At 64.4% G+C, this 22,069-nt stretch carries 25 protein-coding genes and 1 pseudogene; 18 read left to right on the forward strand and 8 right to left on the reverse strand.

Going from position 1 to position 22,069, the window contains the following annotated elements; translation table 11 throughout:
• Positions 1-3: 3 nt before the first annotated feature.
• The gene (locus tag MA09_RS24565; RefSeq protein WP_036248079.1) at positions 4-747 is read right to left on the reverse strand and encodes a ComF family protein; all 744 of its coding nucleotides are present in this window, start codon (positions 745-747) and stop codon (positions 4-6) included.
• Positions 748-844: 97 nt separating this feature from the next.
• Between MA09_RS24565 and MA09_RS10785 the strand changes: the two genes are divergently transcribed.
• The 7 genes from MA09_RS10785 to MA09_RS10810 all read left to right on the forward strand — a co-directional run bounded on the left by MA09_RS10785 (position 845) and on the right by MA09_RS10810 (position 6,766).
• Entirely contained in the window at positions 845-1,735 is an 891-nt protein-coding gene (locus MA09_RS10785) for a methyltransferase domain-containing protein (protein ID WP_036248081.1), read from the forward strand.
• 345 nt (positions 1,736-2,080) lie between these two features.
• Positions 2,081-3,268: a cytochrome c oxidase subunit II gene (gene coxB / locus MA09_RS10790; RefSeq protein ID WP_036248540.1), complete on the forward strand. Its 1,188-nt coding sequence runs from the start codon at positions 2,081-2,083 to the stop codon at positions 3,266-3,268.
• A 39-nt stretch (positions 3,269-3,307) separates the two neighbouring features.
• The gene (ctaD, locus tag MA09_RS10795; RefSeq protein WP_036248084.1) at positions 3,308-4,903 is read left to right on the forward strand and encodes a cytochrome c oxidase subunit I; all 1,596 of its coding nucleotides are present in this window, start codon (positions 3,308-3,310) and stop codon (positions 4,901-4,903) included.
• On the forward strand, positions 4,904-5,026 hold the full coding sequence (locus MA09_RS25295; protein ID WP_229440660.1) for a cytochrome oxidase small assembly protein: 123 nt from the start codon (positions 4,904-4,906) through the stop codon (positions 5,024-5,026). It abuts the gene before it with no gap.
• A 13-nt stretch (positions 5,027-5,039) separates the two neighbouring features.
• Positions 5,040-5,612, forward strand: coding sequence for a cytochrome c oxidase assembly protein (locus MA09_RS10800; protein ID WP_036248086.1), 573 nt, complete (start codon positions 5,040-5,042; stop codon positions 5,610-5,612).
• Entirely contained in the window at positions 5,613-5,822 is a 210-nt protein-coding gene (locus MA09_RS10805; RefSeq protein ID WP_036248089.1) for a DUF2970 domain-containing protein, read from the forward strand.
• A gap of 86 nt (positions 5,823-5,908) precedes the next feature.
• Positions 5,909-6,766 carry a cytochrome c oxidase subunit 3 gene (locus MA09_RS10810; protein WP_036248542.1) on the forward strand — a complete coding sequence of 286 codons (858 nt, stop codon included), beginning with the start codon at positions 5,909-5,911 and terminating at the stop codon, positions 6,764-6,766.
• Positions 6,767-6,941: 175 nt separating this feature from the next.
• Here MA09_RS10810 and MA09_RS10815 read toward each other — a convergent pair whose 3' ends face one another.
• A complete protein-coding gene (locus MA09_RS10815; RefSeq protein WP_036248092.1) occupies positions 6,942-7,142 on the reverse strand; it encodes a twin transmembrane helix small protein in 201 nt (66 codons plus the stop codon).
• 33 nt (positions 7,143-7,175) lie between these two features.
• Here MA09_RS10815 and MA09_RS10820 point away from each other — a divergent pair, with 33 nt between their 5' ends.
• The 7 genes and pseudogenes from MA09_RS10820 to MA09_RS10850 form a co-directional block, all read left to right on the forward strand.
• Positions 7,176-7,961: an SURF1 family protein gene (locus MA09_RS10820; RefSeq protein WP_051933367.1), complete on the forward strand. Its 786-nt coding sequence runs from the start codon at positions 7,176-7,178 to the stop codon at positions 7,959-7,961.
• Positions 7,948-8,559: a cytochrome C oxidase subunit I gene (locus MA09_RS10825; protein WP_152594621.1), complete on the forward strand. Its 612-nt coding sequence runs from the start codon at positions 7,948-7,950 to the stop codon at positions 8,557-8,559. The genes MA09_RS10820 and MA09_RS10825 overlap by 14 nt, the downstream gene beginning before the upstream one ends.
• Positions 8,560-8,629: 70 nt before the next feature.
• Entirely contained in the window at positions 8,630-9,754 is a 1,125-nt protein-coding gene (locus MA09_RS10830; protein WP_036248095.1) for a heme A synthase, read from the forward strand.
• A 92-nt stretch (positions 9,755-9,846) separates the two neighbouring features.
• On the forward strand, positions 9,847-10,740 hold the full coding sequence (gene cyoE, locus MA09_RS10835) for a heme o synthase (protein ID WP_036248551.1): 894 nt from the start codon (positions 9,847-9,849) through the stop codon (positions 10,738-10,740).
• Positions 10,741-10,742: 2 nt separating this feature from the next.
• On the forward strand, positions 10,743-11,333 hold the full coding sequence (locus MA09_RS10840) for an SCO family protein (protein WP_036248097.1): 591 nt from the start codon (positions 10,743-10,745) through the stop codon (positions 11,331-11,333).
• A gap of 82 nt (positions 11,334-11,415) precedes the next feature.
• On the forward strand, positions 11,416-12,483 hold the full coding sequence (locus tag MA09_RS10845) for an AI-2E family transporter (RefSeq protein ID WP_036248099.1): 1,068 nt from the start codon (positions 11,416-11,418) through the stop codon (positions 12,481-12,483).
• A 230-nt stretch (positions 12,484-12,713) separates the two neighbouring features.
• Positions 12,714-12,941: pseudogene (locus MA09_RS10850) on the forward strand (hypothetical protein); the annotation flags it as partial.
• A gap of 80 nt (positions 12,942-13,021) precedes the next feature.
• Here the strand turns inward: MA09_RS10850 and MA09_RS10855 are convergent.
• From MA09_RS10855 to nhaR, 6 genes are all read right to left on the reverse strand, one after another.
• Complete coding sequence (locus MA09_RS10855) at positions 13,022-13,444, reverse strand: HIT family protein (protein ID WP_036248105.1); 423 nt, start codon at positions 13,442-13,444, stop codon at positions 13,022-13,024.
• 58 nt (positions 13,445-13,502) lie between these two features.
• Positions 13,503-13,718 carry a hypothetical protein gene (locus MA09_RS10860; RefSeq protein WP_152594622.1) on the reverse strand — a complete coding sequence of 72 codons (216 nt, stop codon included), beginning with the start codon at positions 13,716-13,718 and terminating at the stop codon, positions 13,503-13,505.
• Positions 13,719-13,813: 95 nt separating this feature from the next.
• Positions 13,814-15,394 (reverse strand): ATP-binding protein, encoded by a 1,581-nt coding sequence (locus MA09_RS10865; protein ID WP_036248109.1) that lies wholly within the window; start codon positions 15,392-15,394, stop codon positions 13,814-13,816.
• A gap of 4 nt (positions 15,395-15,398) precedes the next feature.
• The gene (locus tag MA09_RS10870) at positions 15,399-16,226 is read right to left on the reverse strand and encodes an alpha/beta fold hydrolase (RefSeq protein ID WP_036248112.1); all 828 of its coding nucleotides are present in this window, start codon (positions 16,224-16,226) and stop codon (positions 15,399-15,401) included.
• A 124-nt stretch (positions 16,227-16,350) separates the two neighbouring features.
• Complete coding sequence (locus MA09_RS10875) at positions 16,351-17,697, reverse strand: hemolysin family protein (protein ID WP_036248114.1); 1,347 nt, start codon at positions 17,695-17,697, stop codon at positions 16,351-16,353.
• Positions 17,698-17,754: 57 nt separating this feature from the next.
• Positions 17,755-18,663: a transcriptional activator NhaR gene (gene nhaR / locus MA09_RS10880; RefSeq protein ID WP_036248117.1), complete on the reverse strand. Its 909-nt coding sequence runs from the start codon at positions 18,661-18,663 to the stop codon at positions 17,755-17,757.
• A 162-nt stretch (positions 18,664-18,825) separates the two neighbouring features.
• Here nhaR and MA09_RS10885 point away from each other — a divergent pair, with 162 nt between their 5' ends.
• The 4 genes from MA09_RS10885 to MA09_RS10900 all read left to right on the forward strand — a co-directional run bounded on the left by MA09_RS10885 (position 18,826) and on the right by MA09_RS10900 (position 22,007).
• Positions 18,826-19,872: a DUF475 domain-containing protein gene (locus MA09_RS10885; RefSeq protein ID WP_036248120.1), complete on the forward strand. Its 1,047-nt coding sequence runs from the start codon at positions 18,826-18,828 to the stop codon at positions 19,870-19,872.
• Between the two features lie 207 nt (positions 19,873-20,079).
• Positions 20,080-20,655, forward strand: coding sequence for a TerD family protein (locus tag MA09_RS10890; RefSeq protein WP_036248122.1), 576 nt, complete (start codon positions 20,080-20,082; stop codon positions 20,653-20,655).
• Positions 20,656-20,705: 50 nt separating this feature from the next.
• Positions 20,706-21,401, forward strand: coding sequence for a TIGR00266 family protein (locus MA09_RS10895; RefSeq protein ID WP_036248124.1), 696 nt, complete (start codon positions 20,706-20,708; stop codon positions 21,399-21,401).
• Between the two features lie 21 nt (positions 21,402-21,422).
• Positions 21,423-22,007 carry a TerD family protein gene (locus tag MA09_RS10900; protein ID WP_036210757.1) on the forward strand — a complete coding sequence of 195 codons (585 nt, stop codon included), beginning with the start codon at positions 21,423-21,425 and terminating at the stop codon, positions 22,005-22,007.
• The last annotated feature ends 62 nt before the right edge of the window (positions 22,008-22,069 follow it).

Below are 22,069 nucleotides of genomic sequence, written 5' to 3' on the forward strand. Positions count from 1 at the left end.
TTTCTATAGGTGGGGCGGCGTGCGCGCGAACACGAGATTCGTCACGCGCGCCACGCCGGCGCGCTTGAGCACGCCGGCCAGTTCATCGAGTGTATGGCCGCTGGTCATGACATCGTCGACAACGCCGACGTGCCGACCCTGCAGCATGGCCGAGTCGTCGGCCAGGGCGAAGGCGTCCTGTACGTTGCGGCGGCGCTGGCCCGGCGCCACGCCCGATTGCGCGGCCGTCTCCACCCGCCGCTCGAGCAGCCGCGGGGCCAACGGGATCCCGAGTGCGGCGGACAGCGGCCGGGCCATCTCGAGCGCCTGGTTGTAGCCGCGCTCGACCAGGCGGCGCGGCCCGAGCGGCACCGGGCACAGCAGGTCCGGCAAGTCCCGCGGGTCCGGACTGCGTGCCAGGACGGCCTCGCGCAGCCGGCCTGCCATCCATGGCGCCAGGGCCAGCCGGCTGCCGAACTTCAGCCCCAGTACCAGCCGGTCGACCGGCGCGCCATAGTCGCAGGCAGCCACGGTGGCGTCAAAAGCCGGCGGATCGGCGAGGCAGGCCCCGCAGCGACGGCCGCCGTCCTCGCTGCCGACCGGGTTGGCGCAGCAGGGGCAGCGTGGGTGAACGTCAAGCGCATAGTCCCGCGAACAGGCCGCGCACACCGCTTGCTGGCCCAAGGCGCCACACAGCACGCAGCTGGATGGCAACAAGACACTCAGCAGCTTGCCGGGCCAGCGCAAGAGAGGGGAAAGCGAGGGCATCTACGCGAAACCACGCAAGCATGTACACTCCGCCATTATCTCACCAAGTTATCGCACTGAGCGCTTCACCACCATGGCTTCATCGCAACCTTCCCGCATGAGCGCGCCGATCGACATCGAGCGCGTCCGCACCCTGTTCGCCCAGCCCGGCCGCATCGGGGGCTCCGACTTCCTGCGCCGCGAGATCGCCCAGCGCATGCACGAGCGCCTGCAGCTCGTGAAGATGGTGCCGAAACAGGTGCTCGATGCCGGCTGCGGCGCAGGCAGCGACCTGGCCCTGCTGCAGAAGACCTATCCGGCCGCCCAAATCCTCGGCATCGACGCCGCGCCCGCCATGGCCAGCGCCGCCAGGGCACCGGCGCCGGCCACCCGCACGCTGAACCAGATGCTCAGCCGTTTGCTGCCGGCCAAGGCCGGCGTCGACATCGTTTGCGGTGACTTCGGGAACCTGCCTTTCGGGACGAACTCGCTCGATCTCCTGTGGTCGAACCTGGCGCTGCACTGGCATCCGCAGCCGGACCGCGTGTTCGCGGAATGGCGGCGCGTGCTGCGGGTGGATGGCCTGCTGATGTTCTCGAACTTCGGTCCGGACACCTTCACCGAGCTGCGCACAGCCTTTGCCGCCATGGACGAGACGCCGCATACGCTGCCTTTCGTCGACATGCACGATTTCGGCGACCAGCTGGTGGAGGCGGGGTTTTCGACCCCGGTCATGGACATGGAGCGCATCACCGTTACTTACGACAGCGCGGAGGGCCTGCTGCTCGACGTGCGCGCATTCGGCGGCAACCCGCTGGATACGCGCCGGCGCGGGCTCATCGGGCGAGCGGCGTGGCGGCGCATGCTCGATGCCTTCGAGGCTCAGCGCCGCCCCGACGGCAAGCTTGGGCTGACGTTCGAGGTCATCTATGGACACGCCTTCCGTCCTGCCCCGAGGACCACCGCTGCAGGAGAGGCGATCGTGCGTTTCCAGCCACGCAAGCCTTAATTTCCTATAGCAAAACAGCGCCCCGATTTTCCTTGAATAAAAATTACTGATTTGTTTATAATCAGTAGCTATTTTTGTCGTCTGTACGAGGAAAAATGCTGAAAAAAGCAGCAGTCCGGGCGCAAGAATAGAAAAATCGAGAATGAATTGCAGCATCAGCAGAGCCGTTGAAGGCGGGTAGCGCGAAGCGACCGGCCCCAGCGTGTAGGTTCCCCACCGTTTCCGCAGCGCAATTTCGCGGTACTGGTATGAACCGTTCTGCGAAACACGTTTCGGAGCGGCGGCAGTTCGTTCATGGAGCTGCCGACCGTTAAAAATATTTTATTTTGGGTGGTTGGGGACAACATGACATACGCATCGCGACTTGGGGCCTGGATGTTCGGCCTCGCAGCAACGGCCGGCATCCCAGCGTGGGCGGCTCCGGAAATCACGGGCCGGCCGGTGGAACACCAGTTGAACATGCAGCCCCCCGTGACCGGCATCGGCGCCGACATCTACAGCCTGCACAACTGGATGATGATCGTCTGCCTGGTGATCTTCGTCGGCGTGTTCGGTGTCATGTTCTATTCGGTGTTCAAGCACCGCAAGTCGCTCGGCCACAAGCCCGCCACCTTCCACGAATCGACCGCCGTCGAGATCGCCTGGACCATCGTTCCCTTCCTGATCGTCATCGGCATGGCCCTGCCGGCCACCAAGACCGTGGTCGCCCTGAAGGACACCTCGAACGCCGACATCACCATCAAGGCCACCGGCATGCAGTGGAAATGGGGCTATGACTACCTGAACGGCGAAGGCGCGGGCATTTCCTTCCTGTCCAACCTGGCGACCCCGCGTGCCCAGATCGGCCTGCCGGGCGAAGCCGCCACCGAGAAGAAGGGCGAAAACTACCTGCTGGAAGTGGACAACGAGATGGTCGTCCCGGTCGGCAAGAAGATCCGCATGGTGTTCACCGCCAACGACGTGATCCACGCCTGGACCATCCCGGCCTTCGCCATCAAGCAGGACGCCATCCCGGGCTTCGTGCGCGACGGCTGGTTCAAGGCCGACAAGATCGGCGTCTACCGCGGCAACTGCGTCGAACTGTGCGGCAAGGACCACGCTTTCATGCCGATCGTGGTGCGCGTGGTCTCGGCCGAGGATTACACTGCCTGGGTCGCCGGCGAGAAGAAGAAAATGGCCGCCCTGGCCGACGACCCGAACAAGGTCTGGACCATCGACGAACTGAAGACCCGCGGCGAGCAGGTCTACGCCGCCAACTGCGTGGCATGCCACCAGGCCAACGGCAAGGGCGTGCCGAACGCCTTCGCCCCGCTGGACGGCTCGCAGGTCGTGAACGGTGCCAAGGTCCACAACATCGAGGTGCTGCTCAACGGCCAGGACACCCCGGCCTACCCGGCGGCCATGCCGGCCTGGAAGCAGCTGTCGGACACGGAGATCGCCGCCGTGATCACCTATACCCGCAACACCTGGTCGAACAAGGCTGCGGAAAACATCGTGCAACCGGCGGAAGTGCTGGCTGCCCGCAGCAAATAACGTAGCAACGAGCTAGCTATCCAGCTTCAGGGAATCGACATGACTACCAGCACCATCGATCACGCACACGACCACGATCACGACCACGCGCACGACCACCCACACGGCTGGCGCCGCTGGCTGTTCGCCACCAACCACAAGGACATCGGTACCCTGTACCTGTGGTTCTCCTTCATCATGCTGCTCTCGGGCGGCGTGCTGGCGCTGATGATCCGTACCGAACTGTTCGAGCCGGGCCTACAGTTCTTCCGTCCCGAGTTCTTCAACCAGTTGACCACCATGCACGGCCTGGTGATGGTGTTCGGCGCGATCATGCCGGCCTTCGTGGGCTTCGCCAACTGGATGCTGCCGCTGCAGGTGGGCGCTTCCGACATGGCCTTCGCGCGCATGAACAACTTCTCGTTCTGGCTGCTGCCGCCGGCGGCGATCCTGCTGGCCGGGTCCTTCTTCTCGCCGGGCGGGGCGACCGCGGCGGGTTGGACTCTTTATGCGCCGCTGTCGACCCAGATGGGCCCGGGCATGGACATGGCGATCTTCGCCATGCACATCATGGGCGCCTCGTCGATCATGGGCTCGATCAACATCATCGTCACCATCCTGAACATGCGCGCTCCGGGCATGACGCTGATGAAGATGCCGATGTTCGCCTGGACCTGGCTGATCACCGCCTACCTGCTCATCGCCGTGATGCCGGTGCTGGCGGGGGCGATTACCATGACCCTGACCGACCGCCACTTCGGCACCTCGTTCTTCAACGCGGCCGGCGGCGGCGACCCGGTGATGTACCAGCACATCTTCTGGTTCTTCGGCCATCCCGAGGTCTACATCATGATCCTGCCGGCCTTCGGCATCGTTTCGCAGATCATTCCGGCTTTTGCCCGCAAGCCGCTGTTCGGCTACGCCTCGATGGTGTACGCGACCGCCTCGATCGCGATCCTGTCCTTCATCGTGTGGGCCCACCACATGTTCACCACCGGCATGCCGGTGACCTCGCAGCTGTTCTTCATGTACGCCACCATGCTGATCGCGGTGCCGACCGGCGTGAAAGTGTTCAACTGGGTCGCCACCATGTGGAAGGGCTCGATGACTTTTGAGACCCCGATGCTGTTCGCGGTGGGCTTCATCTTCGTGTTCACCATGGGCGGCTTCACCGGCCTGATCCTGGCCGTGACCCCGATCGACATCCAGGTGCACGACACCTACTACGTGGTGGCCCACTTCCACTACGTGCTGGTGGCGGGCTCGCTGTTCGCGCTGTTCGCCGGCTTCTATTACTGGGCGCCGAAGTGGACCGGCCACATGTATCCGGAAGCGCGCGGCAAGTGGCACTTCTGGCTTTCCTTGATTACGTTCAACATCACCTTCTTCCCGATGCACTTCCTGGGCCTGGCCGGCATGCCGCGCCGCTATGCGGACTACGCCACCCAGTTCACCGACTTCAACATGATCGTGTCGATCGGTGCCTTCGGCTTCGGCCTGTCGCAGGTGTACTTCCTGTTCGCCGTCGTGCTGCCGACCATCCGCGGCGGCCAGAAAGCCCCGGCCAAGCCGTGGGAAGGCGCGGAAGGCCTGGAGTGGACCGTGCCGAGTCCGGCGCCGTTCCACACCTTCGAAACCCCGCCGCTGGTGAAGTAAATGGCTCCCGACCATCATTCAGAAGTGACCCGGCCCAGCAACCTGCGTACCGCCCTGATCCTGGGCGGGATCGCGCTGTTCTTCTTCGCCAGCGTGTTCGTCAAGTTCACCTGGTTGAGCTGAAGGCGGGACTGAGATGAGCGCGAACAAGCGACTCTTGCTGCTGAACCGCACCACGCTGATGAAACTGGTGGTGGTGGCGGTGGTGATGTTCGGCTTCGGTTACGCGCTGGTGCCGGTGTACCGCCAGATCTGCGAGGTACTCGGCATCAACGTGCTGACCCAGGGCGAATTCGTGGAAGCGCCCAAGAATACCCAGATCGACAAGAGCCGCAAGGTCATCGTCGAGCTGGACGGCAATTCGCAGGGACCGTGGCGCTTCCGCCCGGTCCAGCGCAGCATCGAGGTGCATCCGGGCGAGCTGGCCACCGTCACCTACGAGGTGGTCAACACGCAGGCGAGGGCGGTGAAGGCGCAGGCGATCCCGAGCTACGCGCCCCAGGTCGTCACGCCGCACTTCAAGAAAGTGGAGTGTTTCTGCTTCCAGGAGCAGACGCTGCAGGCCAACGAGGCGCGCCAGATGCCGGTGGTCTTCTTCATCGACCCGGCGCTGCCGCGCGACGTGAAGAACATCACGCTGTCGTACACCTTCTTCGAGATCGGCGGCGCGGTGCAGACCGCGTCGGCCGCCACGGGAGCAGTGAAATAAATGGAGAATCAGCCGCATCGACGCAGGGCCAGCTTCCTGGCCACGATGAAGGCGGTGTTCTGGTCGTTCTTCGGCGTGCGCAAGCGCCGCGACTACGAACACGACGCCGCCAACCTGAATCCAGTCCACGTGATCATCGCGGGGCTGATCGGGGTGGCGATCTTCATCGGGTTGTTGATGCTGGCGGTGCGGTTCGCAGTCTCATCGTGAATAAGCGCAGTAAGCAAGCACAAGCCACAAGAATCAGCGACACAAAGAATCACCCGAACAACAAAGAGTAGATTGAGGAGATGAAAATGAGTTCGCCACACACCGCGCCCTACTATTTCGTGCCAGGCCCGTCGCGCTGGCCGATGCTCGCCGGCATTTCGCTGCTGGTGACCATGATCGGCGCCTCCGGCTGGGTCAACAGCGCCTCCTGGGCCCCTGCAGTCTGTCTGGCCGGCATCGCCGCGACGCTGGTGGTGCTGTACTTCTGGTTCGGCGACGCGATCAAGGAATCCGAATCGGGCATGTACGGCAAGCGCATCGACCTGTCCTACCGCTGGTCGATGAGCTGGTTCATCTTCTCGGAAGTGATGTTCTTCGGCGCCTTCTTCGGCGCGCTGTTCTACGCCCGCGCGGTCACCATGCCCTGGCTGTCCGACCTGGACCACAAGATCATCTGGCCGGACTTCGCGCCGACCTGGGGCAACACCGGCCCGGCCGGCGTGGTCGACCAGTTCCAGACCATGGGTCCGTTCCCGATTCCGACCATCAACACCGCACTGCTGCTGCTGTCGGGCGTCACGCTGACGATTTCGCACCACGCGCTGCGCGCCGGCCACCGCGCCAAGACCGCCTTCTGGCTCGCGGCCACCATCCTGCTGGGCGCGATCTTCATGGGCTTCCAGGTCTATGAATACATGCACGCTTACCAGGACCTGAACCTGAAGCTGACCTCGGGCATCTACGGCTCGACCTTCTTCATGCTGACCGGCTTCCACGGCTTCCACGTGACCATGGGCGCGATCATGCTGTCGGTGATCCTGTATCGCGTGCTCAAGGGCCACTTCACGGCGGACAACCACTTCGGTTTCGAAGGCGCGGCCTGGTATTGGCACTTCGTCGACGTGGTGTGGCTGGGGTTGTACGTGGTGGTGTACTGGCTGTAATCGTACGTTCAAGCGACAGGTAGGGTGGGCGGGTCTCCCGCCCACGCGGTCAAATAACGTTGGCGGGCCGGCGTTGCAATTATTCCCCGTCGGTTGACCGCGTGGGCGGTTTGTCATTTTTGCCACTGGCAAAAATGACCCCGCCCACCCTACGTTTATGTGGTGTGCAAGCTGTTCAGCGAATACCGGTCGGGGCGATCCACCCCATCTCGTAGGCGCCGAGCAGGCACAGGAACAAAGTGATCGACAGCCCGACCCGCAGCGCCAGCGCATGCACCGTCCGGTTGCTCTGGCCTTTGTCGCGCATCAGGAAGAAAAGGGCCGAAGCAAGGCTGGCTAGGATTAGGATGAAGGCAATCGCAACAAGCAGTTTCATGGTTGGCCCAATCAAGGTTTAGGCATCATTGTAATGCGCTTCCCCTTCCATTTTCGTCCTGTTCCCTTCATTGCCGCACTGATCGTTGCCCTGGTAGGTATTGCACTAGGCAACTGGCAGCAGGGCAGGGCCGCCTACAAACTGGCCGTGCAGGAAAAGCTTGCCGGCCTCGCCACCGAAGCACCGGTGGCGCTCGGCGGCGCCCTCACTCCCGCCGCCGGGATCGAATACCGCCACGTGAGCGTCACCGGCGAATTCGTCGCCACCTGGCCGCTGTTCCTGGCCAACCGGCCGATGGCCGGCCGTCCTGGCTACTACCTCGTCATGCCGTTTAAAATCGCGGGTTCGAACACACATGTGCTCGTGATGCGGGGCTGGTTGCCGCGCGAAGCGGAATACGGCAAGCTGCCGGCCTTCGATACGCCCTCGGGCACCGTCACCGTCGAAGGCATCGTCGTTGCTTCGGCCGGGCATGTGATGGACCTGGGCGAAGCGGCGCCGCTGGCGCCGAAGGCCATTGTCCAGAACATCGATCCGCAAAGCGTGGCCAGGGCGACCGGACTGGTGCTGCAACCTTTCTTCGTGCAGCAGACCGGGCCGGACGAGCCGAGCGAGATCGACGGCATGCTGCTGCGGGTCTGGCCTTCGCCGTCGAGCGGGATCGACAAGCACCGCGGCTACGCCTTCCAGTGGTATGCGCTGGCGGCCATGGCCATCCTATTCTTTGTGATAACAGGATTTCGAAGTGGAGCAAGAAGTGGAGCAAAACAAGCTGATGCAGGAGAACCTGAAGCAGAAACAAGTGATGCAGGCAACTGAACCCGCCAGGGATCCCGCCAAAGCCCGACGCTCCGGACGCTGGAAACTGTTCGCCGTGCTGCTGGTCTGCGCGGCGCCGATGATCCTGTCCTATCTCACCTATTACGTCATCAAGCCGACCGGCCGCACCAATTACGGCACCCTGATCGACCCGCGCGAGCGTCCAATCCCGGCCATGGCCAGCACCACGCTCGACGGCCGCACCGAAACGCTGGAGCAGTATGCGGGCAAGTGGATCATGCTGAAGGTCGGCGGCGGCGAATGCCTTGAAGCCTGCCAAAAGCAACTGTTCTCGATGCGCCAGTGGCGCCTGATGCAGGGCAAGAACATGGACCGCGTCGAGCGCGTCTGGCTCGTCACGGACAATCAGCCGCTCGATACGATGACGATCCGCCAGTACGACGGCATGCACCTGCTGCGCGCGCCGAAAGAGGTCGTCGACAAGTGGCTGCCGGCAGACAAGGGCACGCAGCCTTCGGATCACATCTACCTGATCGACCCGCTCGGCAATCTGATGATGCGTTTCCCGGCCAGCCCAGACCCTGGCAAGGTGCATAAAGATATTGCCAAGCTGCTCAAGGCCTCGGCGATCGGATGAAGCCCGGAAAAAGCCTGGATAACACGATCAGACAGGGCCATGCGCATGGCCCGCAACACCCTTATACACAATGCAAGCTACTTCCCTGCTGCAACTAGCCCTGATAGGCCTGCTCGTGGCCATCCTGCCACTGTCGATGGTCTGGATGTCTTCGGATCCCAACAAGTTCCGCAAGCTGGTCTGGGTCGCCGTCTTCCTGACCTTCGACCTGATCGTCTTCGGCGGCTTCACGCGCCTGACCGACTCGGGCCTCGGCTGCCCGGACTGGCCGGGCTGCTACGGCATGGCCAACCCCTTCCTGGCGCATGAACAGATCGCCGCCGCCGAAGCGGCGATGCCGACCGGGCCGGTCACCGTGGCCAAGGCCTGGATCGAGATGATCCACCGCTACCTGGCGATGGGCATCGGCGTCATTATCATGGCCCTGCTCATCACCGCGACCGTGCAGTGGCGCAAAACGAAGATGCAGGCCTTCAAGCCGGGCATCCCGCTGGCGCTGTTCATTTTCGTGTGCATCCAGGGCGCCTTCGGCGCCTGGACCGTCACCCTCAAGCTGCAGCCGGTGATCGTGACCATCCACCTGCTGCTGGGCATGGGCCTGCTGGCGCTGTTGACCTGGCTCGGGGGGCGCGAGGATTACCTGATGCACAAGCCGCCTGCATCTAGCAACGGCGCGGGCGACAATGCCGCGCTGCGCGGCATCCGCACGCTGGCGATCCTCGCCGCCGTCATCATCACCGTGCAGATCGCGCTGGGCGGGTGGGTAAGTACCAACTACGCCACCCTGGCCTGCGATGAATTCCCCCTGTGCGACGGCCGGGTGGTGCCGGACATGGATTTCGAGCACGGCTTCCACCTGTGGCGCGAGCTGGGCAAGACGGCGGCCGGCCACTACCTGCCGTTCTCGGCCCTGGTGGCGATCCACTGGGTGCACCGCAACTTCGCCATCCTCGTGGTCGCGGTCGTCGGCCTGCTGGTGTGGCGCGCCAGGCGCCATGCTTATCTGGCAAAACACGCCAGATGGCTGGCCCTGGTGCTGTTCGTCCAGCTGCTGACGGGGGTTGCCACGGTTTACTTCGACTTCCCGCTCGCCATTGCCGTAATGCATAACGCAGGGGCGGCCCTGCTGGTCCTGCTGGTGACCATGTTAAACTACCGGGTGAAACAGCAACTTGAAGTGAACCGCGCCGGATGAGCAGCGAATTGAGCCTCGACGAAAGCCGCGACCTGGCCGGCGCGTCCGCGATCTCGGCCTCGCCGCGGTTCGAGCCCCCACGCACCCCATCGATGACGACCCAGACAGCCCTCCACAAACCTCCGAGCCGCGTTGCCCAGTACTGGGCCCTGACCAAACCACGGGTCACGCAGCTGGCCGTGTTCTGCGCGGTGATCGGGATGTTCCTTGCCACCGACGGCTTCCCGGGCTGGCAGGTGCTGGTTGCCGGCACCGCCGGCATCTGGCTGCTCGCGGGTGCCGCCTTTGCCGTGAATTGCCTGGTGGAGGCGGAGATCGACGCGCGCATGGCGCGCACGGCGCGGCGCGCCACTGCGATGGGCGAGCTCACCAGCACCCAGACGATCATCTTCTCGACGATCATCGGCGGCCTGGGCATGGCTATCCTGTATGTCCTCGTCAATCCGCTCACCATGTGGCTGACCTTCGTGACTTTCGTCGGTTACGCCTTCATTTACACCATGCTGCTCAAACCGGCCACGCCGCAGAACATCGTCATCGGCGGCCTGTCGGGCGCGATGCCGCCGGCCCTGGGCTGGGCCGCCGTCGCCAACGACGTGCCGATGGAAGCCTGGCTGCTGGTGCTCATCATCTTCGTCTGGACCCCGCCGCACTTCTGGGTGCTGGCCATGTACCGCCGCGAGGACTACGCCCGTTCCGGCCTGCCGATGCTGCCGATCACCCACGGCATGCAGTACACCGGCCTGCAGGTATGGCTGTACACCATCGCGCTGGCCGCGACCACCTTGCTGCCTTTCGCCGTCGGCATGAGCGGCCTGATCTACCTGGCCGCGGCCGTCGTGCTCAACGCGGTCTTCCTGCGCCACTCGTGGCGCGTGCACAAGCATTACAGCGACATGGCTGCGCGTAATGCCTTTACCTGGTCCATCGTCTACCTGTCGCTGCTGTTCGCAGCGCTGCTGGTCGACCATTACTTCAAGTTCTGACCATGAAAAAACTCCTGACCGCGCTGATGCTGTCCGCGGCGGTGCTGGCCGCCGGCTGCGACAAGCTGCCGAACAAGACCCCGGCCTTCGTCAACACCGACATCACCGGCCTCGATTACGCCAAGGGCTTCACGCTGACCGACCACACCGGCAAGCCGCGCACGCTGCAGGACTTCCGCGGCAAGCTGGTGGTGCTGTTCTTCGGCTATACCCAGTGCCCGGACGTATGCCCCACCACGATGGCAAAGATGGCCACCGTGATGAAGGAACTCGGCCCGGCAAGCAAGGACGTGCAGGTGCTGTTCGTCACGCTCGACCCGGAGCGCGACACCCAGGAACTGCTGAATGCCTATGTGCCGGCCTTCCACCCGAGCTTTATCGGCCTGCGCGGCGATGCGGAAGCCACCGCACGCACGGCCAAGGAATTCAAGGTGTTCTACTCCAAGACCCCATCGGGTGACGACCCGAAGAACTACACGGTAGACCACATGGCCGGCAGCTACGTGTTCGACCACGAGGGCCGCGTGCGCCTGCTGGTGCGCCACGAGGCCGAGCCGGGCGCGATTGCGTCCGACCTGCGCCAGCTCCTGTAAGCGATTGCGGGACCTGGCTTCCTAAGTCATCGTTAACAAGTCTGCTGTTATGATGGTATAAACACCACCAAACAGGGACGGCATGGAACAACGCCAGGGCAGGAACTACACCCGCATCGCCATTGTCGTCCTGCTGACGCTGGGCTGCCTCTACGTCCTCAAGCCTTTCCTGGCCGCGATCCTGTTCGCGGCCTGCGTCGTGATCTCCTCCTGGCCGCTCTACCTGCGGCTGCAATACGCCATGCGCGGCCACCGCACCCTGGCCGCGCTGACCATGACGCTGACGCTCACCCTGCTCGTCATCATCCCGCTGTCGATGGTCGCCTACAACCTGGTCGACGACGTCGCCCAGGGCTTCACCGAACTGCGCAGCGCCATCGAACACCGCGAGCTGATGCCGCCGCCCTGGGTGCGTGACATCCCGTTGGTGGGCGAATCGATCGACAACTACCTGCGCCAACTGGTCGCCAGCCGCGAGCAGATGATCGCCCTGGCCCAGCGCATGCTGGAGCCGGCGCGGCGCTACCTGATCGCGGGCGGCCTGATGCTCGGCACCGGTGTGGTCCAGCTCAGCCTGGCCGCTTTCGTCAGCTTCTTTTTTTATCGAGACGGCGAGGCCCTGCTGGAAGTGGTCGCAGTGACCATGCGCCGCGTGATGGGCGAGGGCGCCGAATCGGTCGCGAACACGGTGAGCCAGACGGTGCGCGGCGTCATGTACGGCCTGCTCGGCACCGCGCTGGCGCAGGCGGTGGTGGCCGCGATCGGTTTCACCATCGCGGGCGTGCCGGCGGTGCCGCTGCTGTCGGTGATGATCTTCATCTCGTCCCTGATCCCGGTCGGCCCGCCCATCATCTGGGGCGGCGCGGCCTTCTGGCTGTTCCTGCAGCACGAGACCGGGTGGGCGATCTTCATGGTGATCTGGGGCACGGTCCTGATCAGCGGCGTCGACAACATCGTGCGCCCCATGCTGATCAGCCGCGGCAGCAGCCTGCCTTTCCTGCTGACCCTGCTGGGCGTGCTGGGCGGCGTGATCGCCTTCGGCTTCGTCGGCATGTTCATCGGGCCGACCCTGCTGGCGGTTGGCTATTCCCTGATGACCGACTGGACCGGCACGCCGGACCGGGTCATTCGTCAGGACACCGGCGCCTGAATCGTCGCGCCGTCCGTTCGCGTCTTACCCGAACCGCCCGGTCTTGTTGACCAGCATCACTTGCGCCAGTTTATGGTGTATCCACCGGAAGCCGTGAAGGCCTCGGCGGCATGATCAAGCGGCCGGAAGAAATCGCGCTGATGGCCGAGTCGGGCCGGCTGCTGGCTGGCGTGTTCGCCCACCTCGACAGCCTGAACCTGCTCGGCATGTCGACCATGAAGGTGAACGCCACCTTCACCATCGAACCGATGCTCAACCAGGAGCGGCATGCCGTGCGTACCGAGGACGACGGCTGGACGGTGGTCACCTGCGACGGGCAGCTGTCGGCGCAGTTCGAGCATCCCGTCGCCGTGACCCGCCAGGGCGGGCGGGTGCTGACCCTGCGCCCGGCGAAGCGGCGCCCGCCTGCTAGATCCTCGGCGGCAGAGCCTTGCGCCTGGCGCGGGCACGGATGTTGAGCCCCTCCACCACCAGCGACAAGGCCATGGCGGCGGGCACATCCGTACTCGCGCCGGCCCGGCGCAGGCATGGCTTGCGATCAGGCGGGCAGGGCGGCGACGATGCGGGCGGCGATCTCGCGCAGCTGTTCGATATCGGCCTGGGCCGCGGCATGCGGCCTGAGCGCCGCCGCCTGCTCGCGCGGCACGATATGGAAGTGCACATGCGGGACGGTCTGGCCCGCCGCGCTGCCGTTGAACTGGGCGACCATGATGCCCGGCACGCCCATGGCCGCCTTGACCGCCGTCGCCACCCTTTTCGTGGTGCGGATGCAGGCCGCGGCGCTGTCGTCGGAAAGGCCGAACAGCTCGACGGCCGGCTCCTTCGGCAGCACCAGCATGTGGCCGGGGGCCTGGGGCATGATGTCCATGATGGCGAGCGTGGCCTCGTCTTCGTAGACCTTCACGCACGGAAGTTCGCCGCGCAGGATGCGTGCAAAAGGGTTGTTGGCATCGTATTCCATTGCTTGCTCCATCGAAGTTGATTGGTGCTTTATGGACAAAGCCCTGGGCAGGCGTTGGTTATGTCAGCGCACGGTCCCAGGCCATGACGTTCCACATGAACACGAAGAAAATCCAGAAGACGACGATGCTGACGACAGCGCCAAGGACGTAGAAGCCGCCCTGGACGGGGATGCCGCTCACCAGGGAAAAGCTCCAGATCGCCGCCGTCGGCAATGTCAGGGCGAAGGCGTAGAAAGCCAGTTGCACGCGCAAGGGGAGAACGAAGATATTCAAGGGACGCACCGACAACCATGACGAAAAGGGAGGCACCAGCATAGCATGTGCAGGCATCCCAACATTAGCACATTGTCACAGGCTGCCATCAGCGCTCAGGCATGCGCACCCGGTGGCCCCAGCATCCCGCGCAGCCGCTCGAAATCGATCGGCTTGGTGAGGTGATGGTCGAATCCGGCATCGAAGGCGCGCTGGCGGTCCTTCTCCTGTCCCCAGCCGGTGGCGGCGATCAGGCGCATGTGCCGGCCCGCCTCCGTTGCCCGTAGCCGCCGCGCCAGCTCGTAGCCGTTCAGGTCGGGCAGGCCGATGTCGAGCAGGGCGACTTCCGGCGCGAACTCCTGCGCCATCGCCAGCGCCGCGCTGGCGCTGTGGGCCGCCCGCACTTCGCAGCCGAACAGTTCCAGCGCCATCAGGAGGGTGTCGGCGGCGTCGGCATTGTCGTCCACCACCAGGATGCGCGCCGGTGCCGGCAGGGGCGCCGGCATCGGCTCGGCCGCCACGGCGGCCTGGGCCAGCGGCAGGCGTACCGTGAAGCAGCTGCCCTTGCCTTCGCCTTCGCTGTCGGCGGCGATGCTGCCGCCATGCAGTTCCACGATGCCGCGCACCAGCGACAGCCCGATTCCCAAGCCGCCGCGCGAACGCTCGAGTGCCGGCTCCAGCTGCGAGAACATGTCGAACACGGTCGCCAGTGCCTGCGGGGGCAGGCCGATGCCGTTGTCGCGTACCGCCAGCACGGCCACGCCGTCGTCGACGCCAAGCGAGAGGGTGATGCGCCCGCCGTCCGGCGTGTATTTGGCCGAGTTGGTGAGCAGGTTGACGATCACCTGATTGATGCGCGTGGGGTCGGCATCGACCGTGACCGGGTGCGGCGGCAGCGTGAGCTCCAGGCGGTGGCGCGCCTGCTCCATCAGGCCGGCGGTGTCGCACACGGCCGCGCGCGAAAGCAGGGTCAGGTCCACGCTCTCGCGCCGCAGTTCCATCTTGTCCTGGGTGATGCGCGAGACCTCCATCAGGTCGTCGACCAGGTGGGTCAGGTGGTGCAGCTGGCGGTCGAACACCGACAGCAGGCGCCCCCCGGCGCTCTCGGCCAGCGGGGTATGGCGCATCACCTCGAGCGCGCTGCGCAGCGGCGCCAGCGGATTGCGCAGCTCGTGCGACAGCGTGGCCAGGAACTCGTCCTTGCGCCGGTCCGCCTCCGACAGCGCGGCGTTCACGGCCTGCAGCTGCAGTTCGGCGCCGCGGCGCGCCTCCAGCGCCTCCTCGGCGGCGCGGCGCGCGTTGCGCAGCTCGCGCTCGTAGGACTGGCGCTCGGTGGCCATGAACAGGGCCCACTGGTCGTGGATGCCGTCGCTTCCTGCATCCCCGTCGCGCCGCCGCACGACGTTGACCAGCATCGGCAGGCGGGTGCCGTCACGGTGGCGCAGGTCGATCTGCAGTTCCGCCACCGAGCCGCGCACCTGCAGCACCGGCACGCAATGGGTGTGGTGGAACAGGCGCGCCCCGACGGTCATCAGGTCCTGGATGCGCACGATGCCGGCCAGTTCGGGCAAGGTGAAGCCCAGCCAGGCGCAGGCAGTCGCGTTGGCATGCAGCAGCAGGCCGTCGGCGTCGGACAGCAGCAGGCCGCAGGGCGCGTCGTCGTACAGCGCGTCAAGCGAGGTCGGGGCGCCGGGCATGGCTTCAGTCCAGGGCGGGGGCCAACTTATCGGCCGACATCGCAGCCAGGAACGCATCGATCGCGCGCGAGCTGGCGGTGGGAGCGCTCATGTGCGGGCAATGCCCGATGTTGTCGATCACATGGAGCTCGGCGCGGGGCAGGTGGCGGACCAGGTAGTCGCCGGCGCTGCGCGGGGCGATCAGGTCGTCGCTGCATTGCAGGACCATGGCCGGCGTGGAGGAGTGCGGGAGGTCGGCGCGGTGGTCGGACAGGAAGGTCACGCGCGCGAAGTGCTTGGCGATGTCGGGATCGTTGCGGCAGAAGCTGTCGGTGAGTTCATCGCGCAGGGTGGGGCGGTTGGGCGCCCCCATGATGGCGGGCGCCAGGCTGCTCGACCAGCCCAGGTAGTTCGCTTCCATCGTCTCCAGCAGTTCGTCGATGTCCTCCTGCTCGAAGCCGCCGACGTAACCCGGGTGGTTGATGTAGCAGGCCGAGGGTGCCACCATCACCTGGGCCGCGAAGCGCTGCGGCGCCGCGATGGTGGCGAGCATGCCGATCATGGCGCTCACCGAATGGCCGACCAGGATCACCGGCCCGGTCGCGAATTCGTCGACGATCTGCAGCAGGTCGTCGGCATAGCCGTGCAGGCTGGCGTAGCGCCCGCGGTCGTAGGCGGAGAGGTCGGAGCGGCCGCTGCCGACCAGATCGTAGGTGATGACGCGATAGCGGTCTTCGTAGGCGGGCGCCAGGTAGCGCCACATGGTCTGGTCGCAGCCGAAGCCGTGGGAAAACAGCATGGTGGCCTCGCCCCGGCCGGAAACATGGACGTTGTTGCGGACTTGCACGGACATCGTCGCTCCTCGTGGTGGCAACCGCCGGGAATTCCTTCGCCCACGAGTATGCGTCATGAGTATTGCAAACGCAACAACTTTGTATAGTTCGTTGCTGGAAACGATTCAGCTGCACTGTCGCGCTTCAGTCGCGTTCGTCGTGCCCGTCCTCGCGCTCTCCCTTCGGATAGACCTTCACCAGGAGGATGCGCGGCCCGTTCATCTTCTTGACCACCACGTCGAACTGGGGGAAGCCGATGCGCTGTCCCTGCTTGGGAATGTCGCCCAGCTTGGCCATGAGCAGGCCGCCTACCGATTCGACGTCGTCCAGGCCCATCTCCTCGTTGTCGATGTCGATCCCGAGCAGGCGCTCGAGCGAGAAGATCGGCAGGCTGGCCTTGCCGATGTACGTGCCGTCGGGCTGGGACATCCAGTCGTTCTCGTTCATCCGGAACTCGTCGCGGATCTCGCCCACCATCGCCCCGAGCAGGTTGTCGAGCGTGATGAAGCCGACCGGGCGCTTGCCCTTTTCGCCGATCAGGGCGAAGTGCGGCGCGCCGCTCTTGAAGCGCCGGAAGATGTCCTGCGCCTTGGTGCGCGCCGAGATGGTCTCGACGGGGCGCAGGTGCTGGGTCAGGTCGCTGATGGTGCGGCCGGCCTGCTGGGCGAAGAACAGGTCCTTCAGGTGGATCACGCCCAGCACCTCTTCGCCTTCCTCGTCGAAGTAGGGATAGCGCGAGAAGCGGTTGCGGCGCACCGTCTCCATGTTTTCCTCGAGCGAGCGGCTGGCGTACAGCGCGCTGACCTCATTGATGGGCCGCATCAGGTCGGACACCGCGAGCTGGCTGAAATCGAGCGACTGCGCCAGGATGTTGCGCTCGTCGTTGGTGAATTTCTCGCCCGGTGCGCTGGTATTGGAGCGCAGGATCATCTTCAGCTCGTCGGTGGAGTAGTGGGTGTCGTGGCTGCCGCTGCCTGCCAGGCCGGCGACGCGCAGCACCATGTTGGCGCTGGCGTTGAGCAGGGCGATCGCCGGGTACATCGCCCAGTAGAAGGCATACAGCGGGATGGCGCACCACAGCGCCACCGCTTCCGGCAGGCGGATCGCGAGCGACTTGGGCGCCAGCTCGCCGACCACGATGTGCAGGAAGGAGATGACCGAGAAGGCCACCACGAAGGAGACGGCGTGGATCAGCTCGGGCGAGGTGACGCCCAGGATGGCGAACACCGGTTCCAGCAGGCTGGCGAAAGCCGGCTCGCCGACCCAGCCCAGGCCGAGCGAGGCCAGGGTGATGCCGAGCTGGCAGGCGGAAAGGTAGGCGTCGAGCTGGCCATGGACCTTGCCCAGGATGCGTCCGCGCAGGCCGGTGGTCTTGGCGATGGCGTGGACGCGGGTCTTGCGTAACGTGACGATACTGAATTCAGCCGCCACGTAGAAGCCGTTCAGCGCCACCAGGAACAGGGCGAGAACGACAAATAAAAAGTTTTCCATTGAAGAGATTTAATTAAAAAATGGCAATAGCCGACGCCATTGTACCGCTCTGCTTCCTTATGTACCTGCCAGTATTCCCTGGTGGACGGCAGAGAGGATGGCTTCGACGGCCGGATGCTTGATCTTGCGCTCGTTCGAGATCGCATAGAAATGCTCGCGCACCTGCGGCACCCGTCCGACCAGCAGGGCATTGAACTGTTCCTCGAGGTCGTGGACCAGGGCCGCCGGGGCGAAGAACAGGCCCAGTCCGCGCCGGCCGAAGGTGTTGAGCAGGGCATTGTCCTCGAACTCGCCGACCACGTCCGGGCGCACGCCCTGCAGCTCGAACCATTCGTCGATCTTGCCGCGCAAGGCATTATTGCGGGTCGGCAGCAGGAAGGGCGCCCCATTCAGCGATTGCGGGAAGTCCGCGCCCCAGTCCTTCACCAGGGAGGGGGCGCCCACCACGACGGTCTCGCTGTCGCTCAGCAAATGGCTGAACACGCGCAGCGTCGTGCCCGAGCGCACCGCGCGGTCGGTCAGCACCACGTCGAGCTTGTGCAGGGCCAGGTCGGCCAGCAGTTCGTCGAATTCCCCTTCGTAGCAGACCAGGCGCACCGGGCGCGGCAGCTGGGTGGCGATTTCCAGCAGCCGGTAGGCGGTCAGCTTGGGCAGGGAATCGGAGATGCCGACCGTCAGGCGGGTGCGCGCGCTATCGGCCTCGGCCAGCGCTTCCTGCATCTGTTCCCCGAGCAGAAAGATCTGGTCGGCGTAGGATAGGGCCAGGCGGCCCGCTTCGGTCAGGTTCAGGCGCCGTCCCTGCTGGGTGAACAGCGATTTGCCCAGGGAAAGCTCCAGCTGCGCAAGCTGGGTACTGACGGTCTGGATGGCAAGACCCAGGCGCTCGGCGGCGCGCGTGATGCTGCCTTCCTTGGCCACTACCCAAAAGTAATAGAGGTGGCGAAAATTTGGGGGCGTATGGTTCATATCTTCTATTTTTTCGAAGTAACTCTTCGATTATCTTCGCTTTTTCTGGATGAGTGCAAGCCCCATACTGCGTCTGTTGATTGAACAAATCTATAACTCAACGCACACTCTCATCGCACACGCAATAAATAACCTAACTCAACAACAAGGGGAAATCAAAACATGAAGCACTTTACGTGGTCATTCATCGTGACCGCCGTCTGCCTGGCATTGGCAGGCTGGTGGGGTTACGACCATGGTGGCGTCGCCGGCATGGTTACGGCGCTCGGGGTCTGCGCGATCCTGTCGGTCATGGAAGTCTCACTGTCTTTCGACAACGCGGTGGTCAATGCCTCGGTGCTGAAAGGCTGGGACGAATTCTGGCTCAAGCTGTTCCTGGGCCTGGGCATGATCATCGCCGTGTTCGGCATGCGCCTGGTGTTCCCGCTGGTGATCGTCGCCGTCGCAGCCGACCTGGGCATGATGGACGTGTGGAACCTGGCGCTGACCAATCCCAAGGAGTTCTCCGGTCACCTGACCGAGCACCATGCGGAAGTGGCGGCCTTCGGCGGCATGTTCCTGCTGCTGGTGTTCCTGAACTTCCTGCTGGATGACGAGAAGGAAGTGCACTGGCTCGGCAACATCGAGCGCAAGCTCGGCTCGCTCGGCAAGGTGTCCTCGATCTCGGTGCTGGTGGCCCTGGGCGCGCTGCTGTACTCGACCAGCTGGATCGCGGAAGGGCAGAAGATGATCGTGCTGGTCGCCGGCCTGTGGGGCATCCTGGTCTACATCGGTGTCGACATGATTTCCAGCCTGCTCGAGAAGAGCGAGTCGGACGCGAGCAGCGACGTGGGCGAGATGGTCAAGCGCGGCGGTATCGGCGGCTTCCTGTACCTCGAAGTGCTCGATGCATCGTTCAGCTTCGACGGCGTGATCGGCGCCTTCGCGATCACCAGCGATGTCGTGATCATCATGCTGGGCCTGGCGATCGGTGCGATGTTCGTGCGTTCGATGACGGTCTACCTGGTGCGCCAGGGCACGCTCGACGAGTTCGTCTACCTGGAGCACGGCGCGCACTACGCGATCGGTATCCTGGCCGTGATCATGCTGGTCAGCATGCACATGCACGTGCCCGAGCTGATCACCGGCGGCGTGGGCCTGGCCTTCATCCTGGCCTCGCTGTGGAGCTCGATCCAGTACAAGAAGAAGCACGCCGCAGTCGCAGCATAAGGTTTTCGTAGGGGTGGGCGGCTATGCCGCCCACGCGGTGATGGTTAGCAGTTGCAATAGCGCGAACGTTGTTTGAGCGCGTGGGCAGGAAACCTGCCCACGCTACGAGCAGCGATTGCAAGGACCGCGCGGCGAGCGGCAGAACACCAGCTCGCCACGCGTCATACCCCCGGTGTTCAAGCAGTACTTTTTAGGAGAGTCACAATCATGGCAATCAGTCTGCAAAAAGGCGGCAACGTCAACCTGTCGAAAGAAGCTCCTGGCCTGACCAATCTGAAGGTCGGCCTCGGTTGGGACACCCGCGCCACCGACGGCGCAGCGTTCGACCTCGACGGCGCGGTGTTCCTGCTGAATTCGCAGGGCAAGGTGCGTTCGGATGGCGACTTCATCTTTTACAACAACCTGAAGTCCTCGGACGGCTCGGTGGTCCACTCGGGCGACAACACGACCGGCGCAGGCGAGGGCGACGACGAAACCGTCTCGATCGACCTGAGCAAGGTCCCGGCCGACGTCGACAAGGTCGTGCTGGCCGTGACCATCCACGACGCCGAAGCGCGCCGCCAGAACTTCGGCATGGTCGGCAAGGCCTTCATCCGCTGCGTCAACGCGGCCAACAGCAGCGAGATCGCGCGCTACGACCTGTCGGAAGACAGCTCCACCGAAGCGGCGATGATCTTCGGCGAGGTGTATCGTAACGGCGCCGACTGGAAGTTCCGCGCCATCGGCCAGGGCTTCAACGGCGGCCTCGGCCCACTGGCCCGCAACTACGGCGTCAACGTTTGATAACAAGCTCACGGCCCGCGGGCGCGGGCCGTTTTGGAAAGGAAGTCCACATGCCAGTATTTACCGTGACCGGGGATGTCGATCCCTTCCTGCATGTCTCGATGCGGCGCGGCGAAACCATCTATTGCGAATCGGATGCGATGGTGATGATGGAATCGACGCTCGACCTGAAAGGGAAGATGAAGGGCGGCCTGGGCAGCGCGCTGATGCGCACCTTCGCCAACGGCGAGTCCTTCTTCCAGCAGCACATCGAGGCGACCCGCGGCGACGGCGACTGCCTGCTGTCGCCGACCCTGCCGGGCGCGATGCAGGTCATCGACTGCGGTCCGAACCAGTACATCATCAGCGACGGCGCCTTCGTTGCCGCCACCTCGGGCGTGGACCTGAAGGTGCGCACCCAGAGCCTCGGCAACGCCCTGTTCGCGCAGAGCGGCGGCTTCTTCGTCACCGAGACGACCGGCAGCGGCCAGGTGGTGGTGTCGGGTTTCGGCTCGATGTCGATGCTGGAGGTCGAGCCGGGCAAGGACGCAATCATCGACAACTCGCACGTGGTGTGCTGGGACAGCGGGCTGCGCTACGAGATCTCGGTCACGACCGGCGGCAACAGCGGCTTCCTGGGCAACCTGATCAACAGCCAGACCAGCGGCGAAGGCATGGTATTGCGCTTCTCGGGCAAAGGTCGGGTCTACGTATGCTCGCGCAACCGGATGGCATTCAAAGCCTGGATGCAGACCCCGGCGCGCTGAATAAAAACCTAGGAGAATGACATGTCAGTAAATCTGAGCAAGGGCCAGAAGATCTCGCTGGACAAGGAAGCCGGCGGTGCACTGAGCCGCGTGACGATGGGCCTGGGCTGGGACGTGGCCAAGTCGAAGGGTTTCTTCGGCTTCGGCGGCGGCGCCGGCCAGCCGGTCGACCTGGACGCATCGGTCGTGATGTTCGACGAATCGAACCGCCCGATCGACGTGGTCTGGTTCCGCCAGCTCAAGAGCAAGGACGGCAGCATCACCCACACCGGTGACAACCGCACCGGCGCCGGCGACGGCGACGACGAGCAGATCCAGGTCGATCTGTCGCGCGTGCCGGCCAGCGTGAAGTCGCTGGTGTTCACCGTGAACAGCTTCACGGGCCAGAACTTCTCGACCGTGGAAAACGCCTACTGCCGCCTGCTCAATGCCGGCAACAACCAGGAAGTGGCGCGCTTCAACCTGTCGGTGCAGGGCTCGCACACGGCCCAGATCATGGCCAAGCTGTACCGCCACAACGGCGAGTGGAAGATGCATGCGATCGGCGAGAACGGCTCGGGCCGTACCTTCGACGACCTGATGCCGCTGATCACGCCGCACCTGTGATCCATCCCTGATGGGAACGGAGAGCCGGGCTGGTCCCGGCTCTTTTTTTGTAGGGTGGTCGG

Origin of the sequence: Massilia sp. BSC265 (assembly GCF_000740675.1) — a bacterium.
Taxonomy (GTDB): Bacteria; Pseudomonadota; Gammaproteobacteria; order Burkholderiales; family Burkholderiaceae_D; genus Telluria.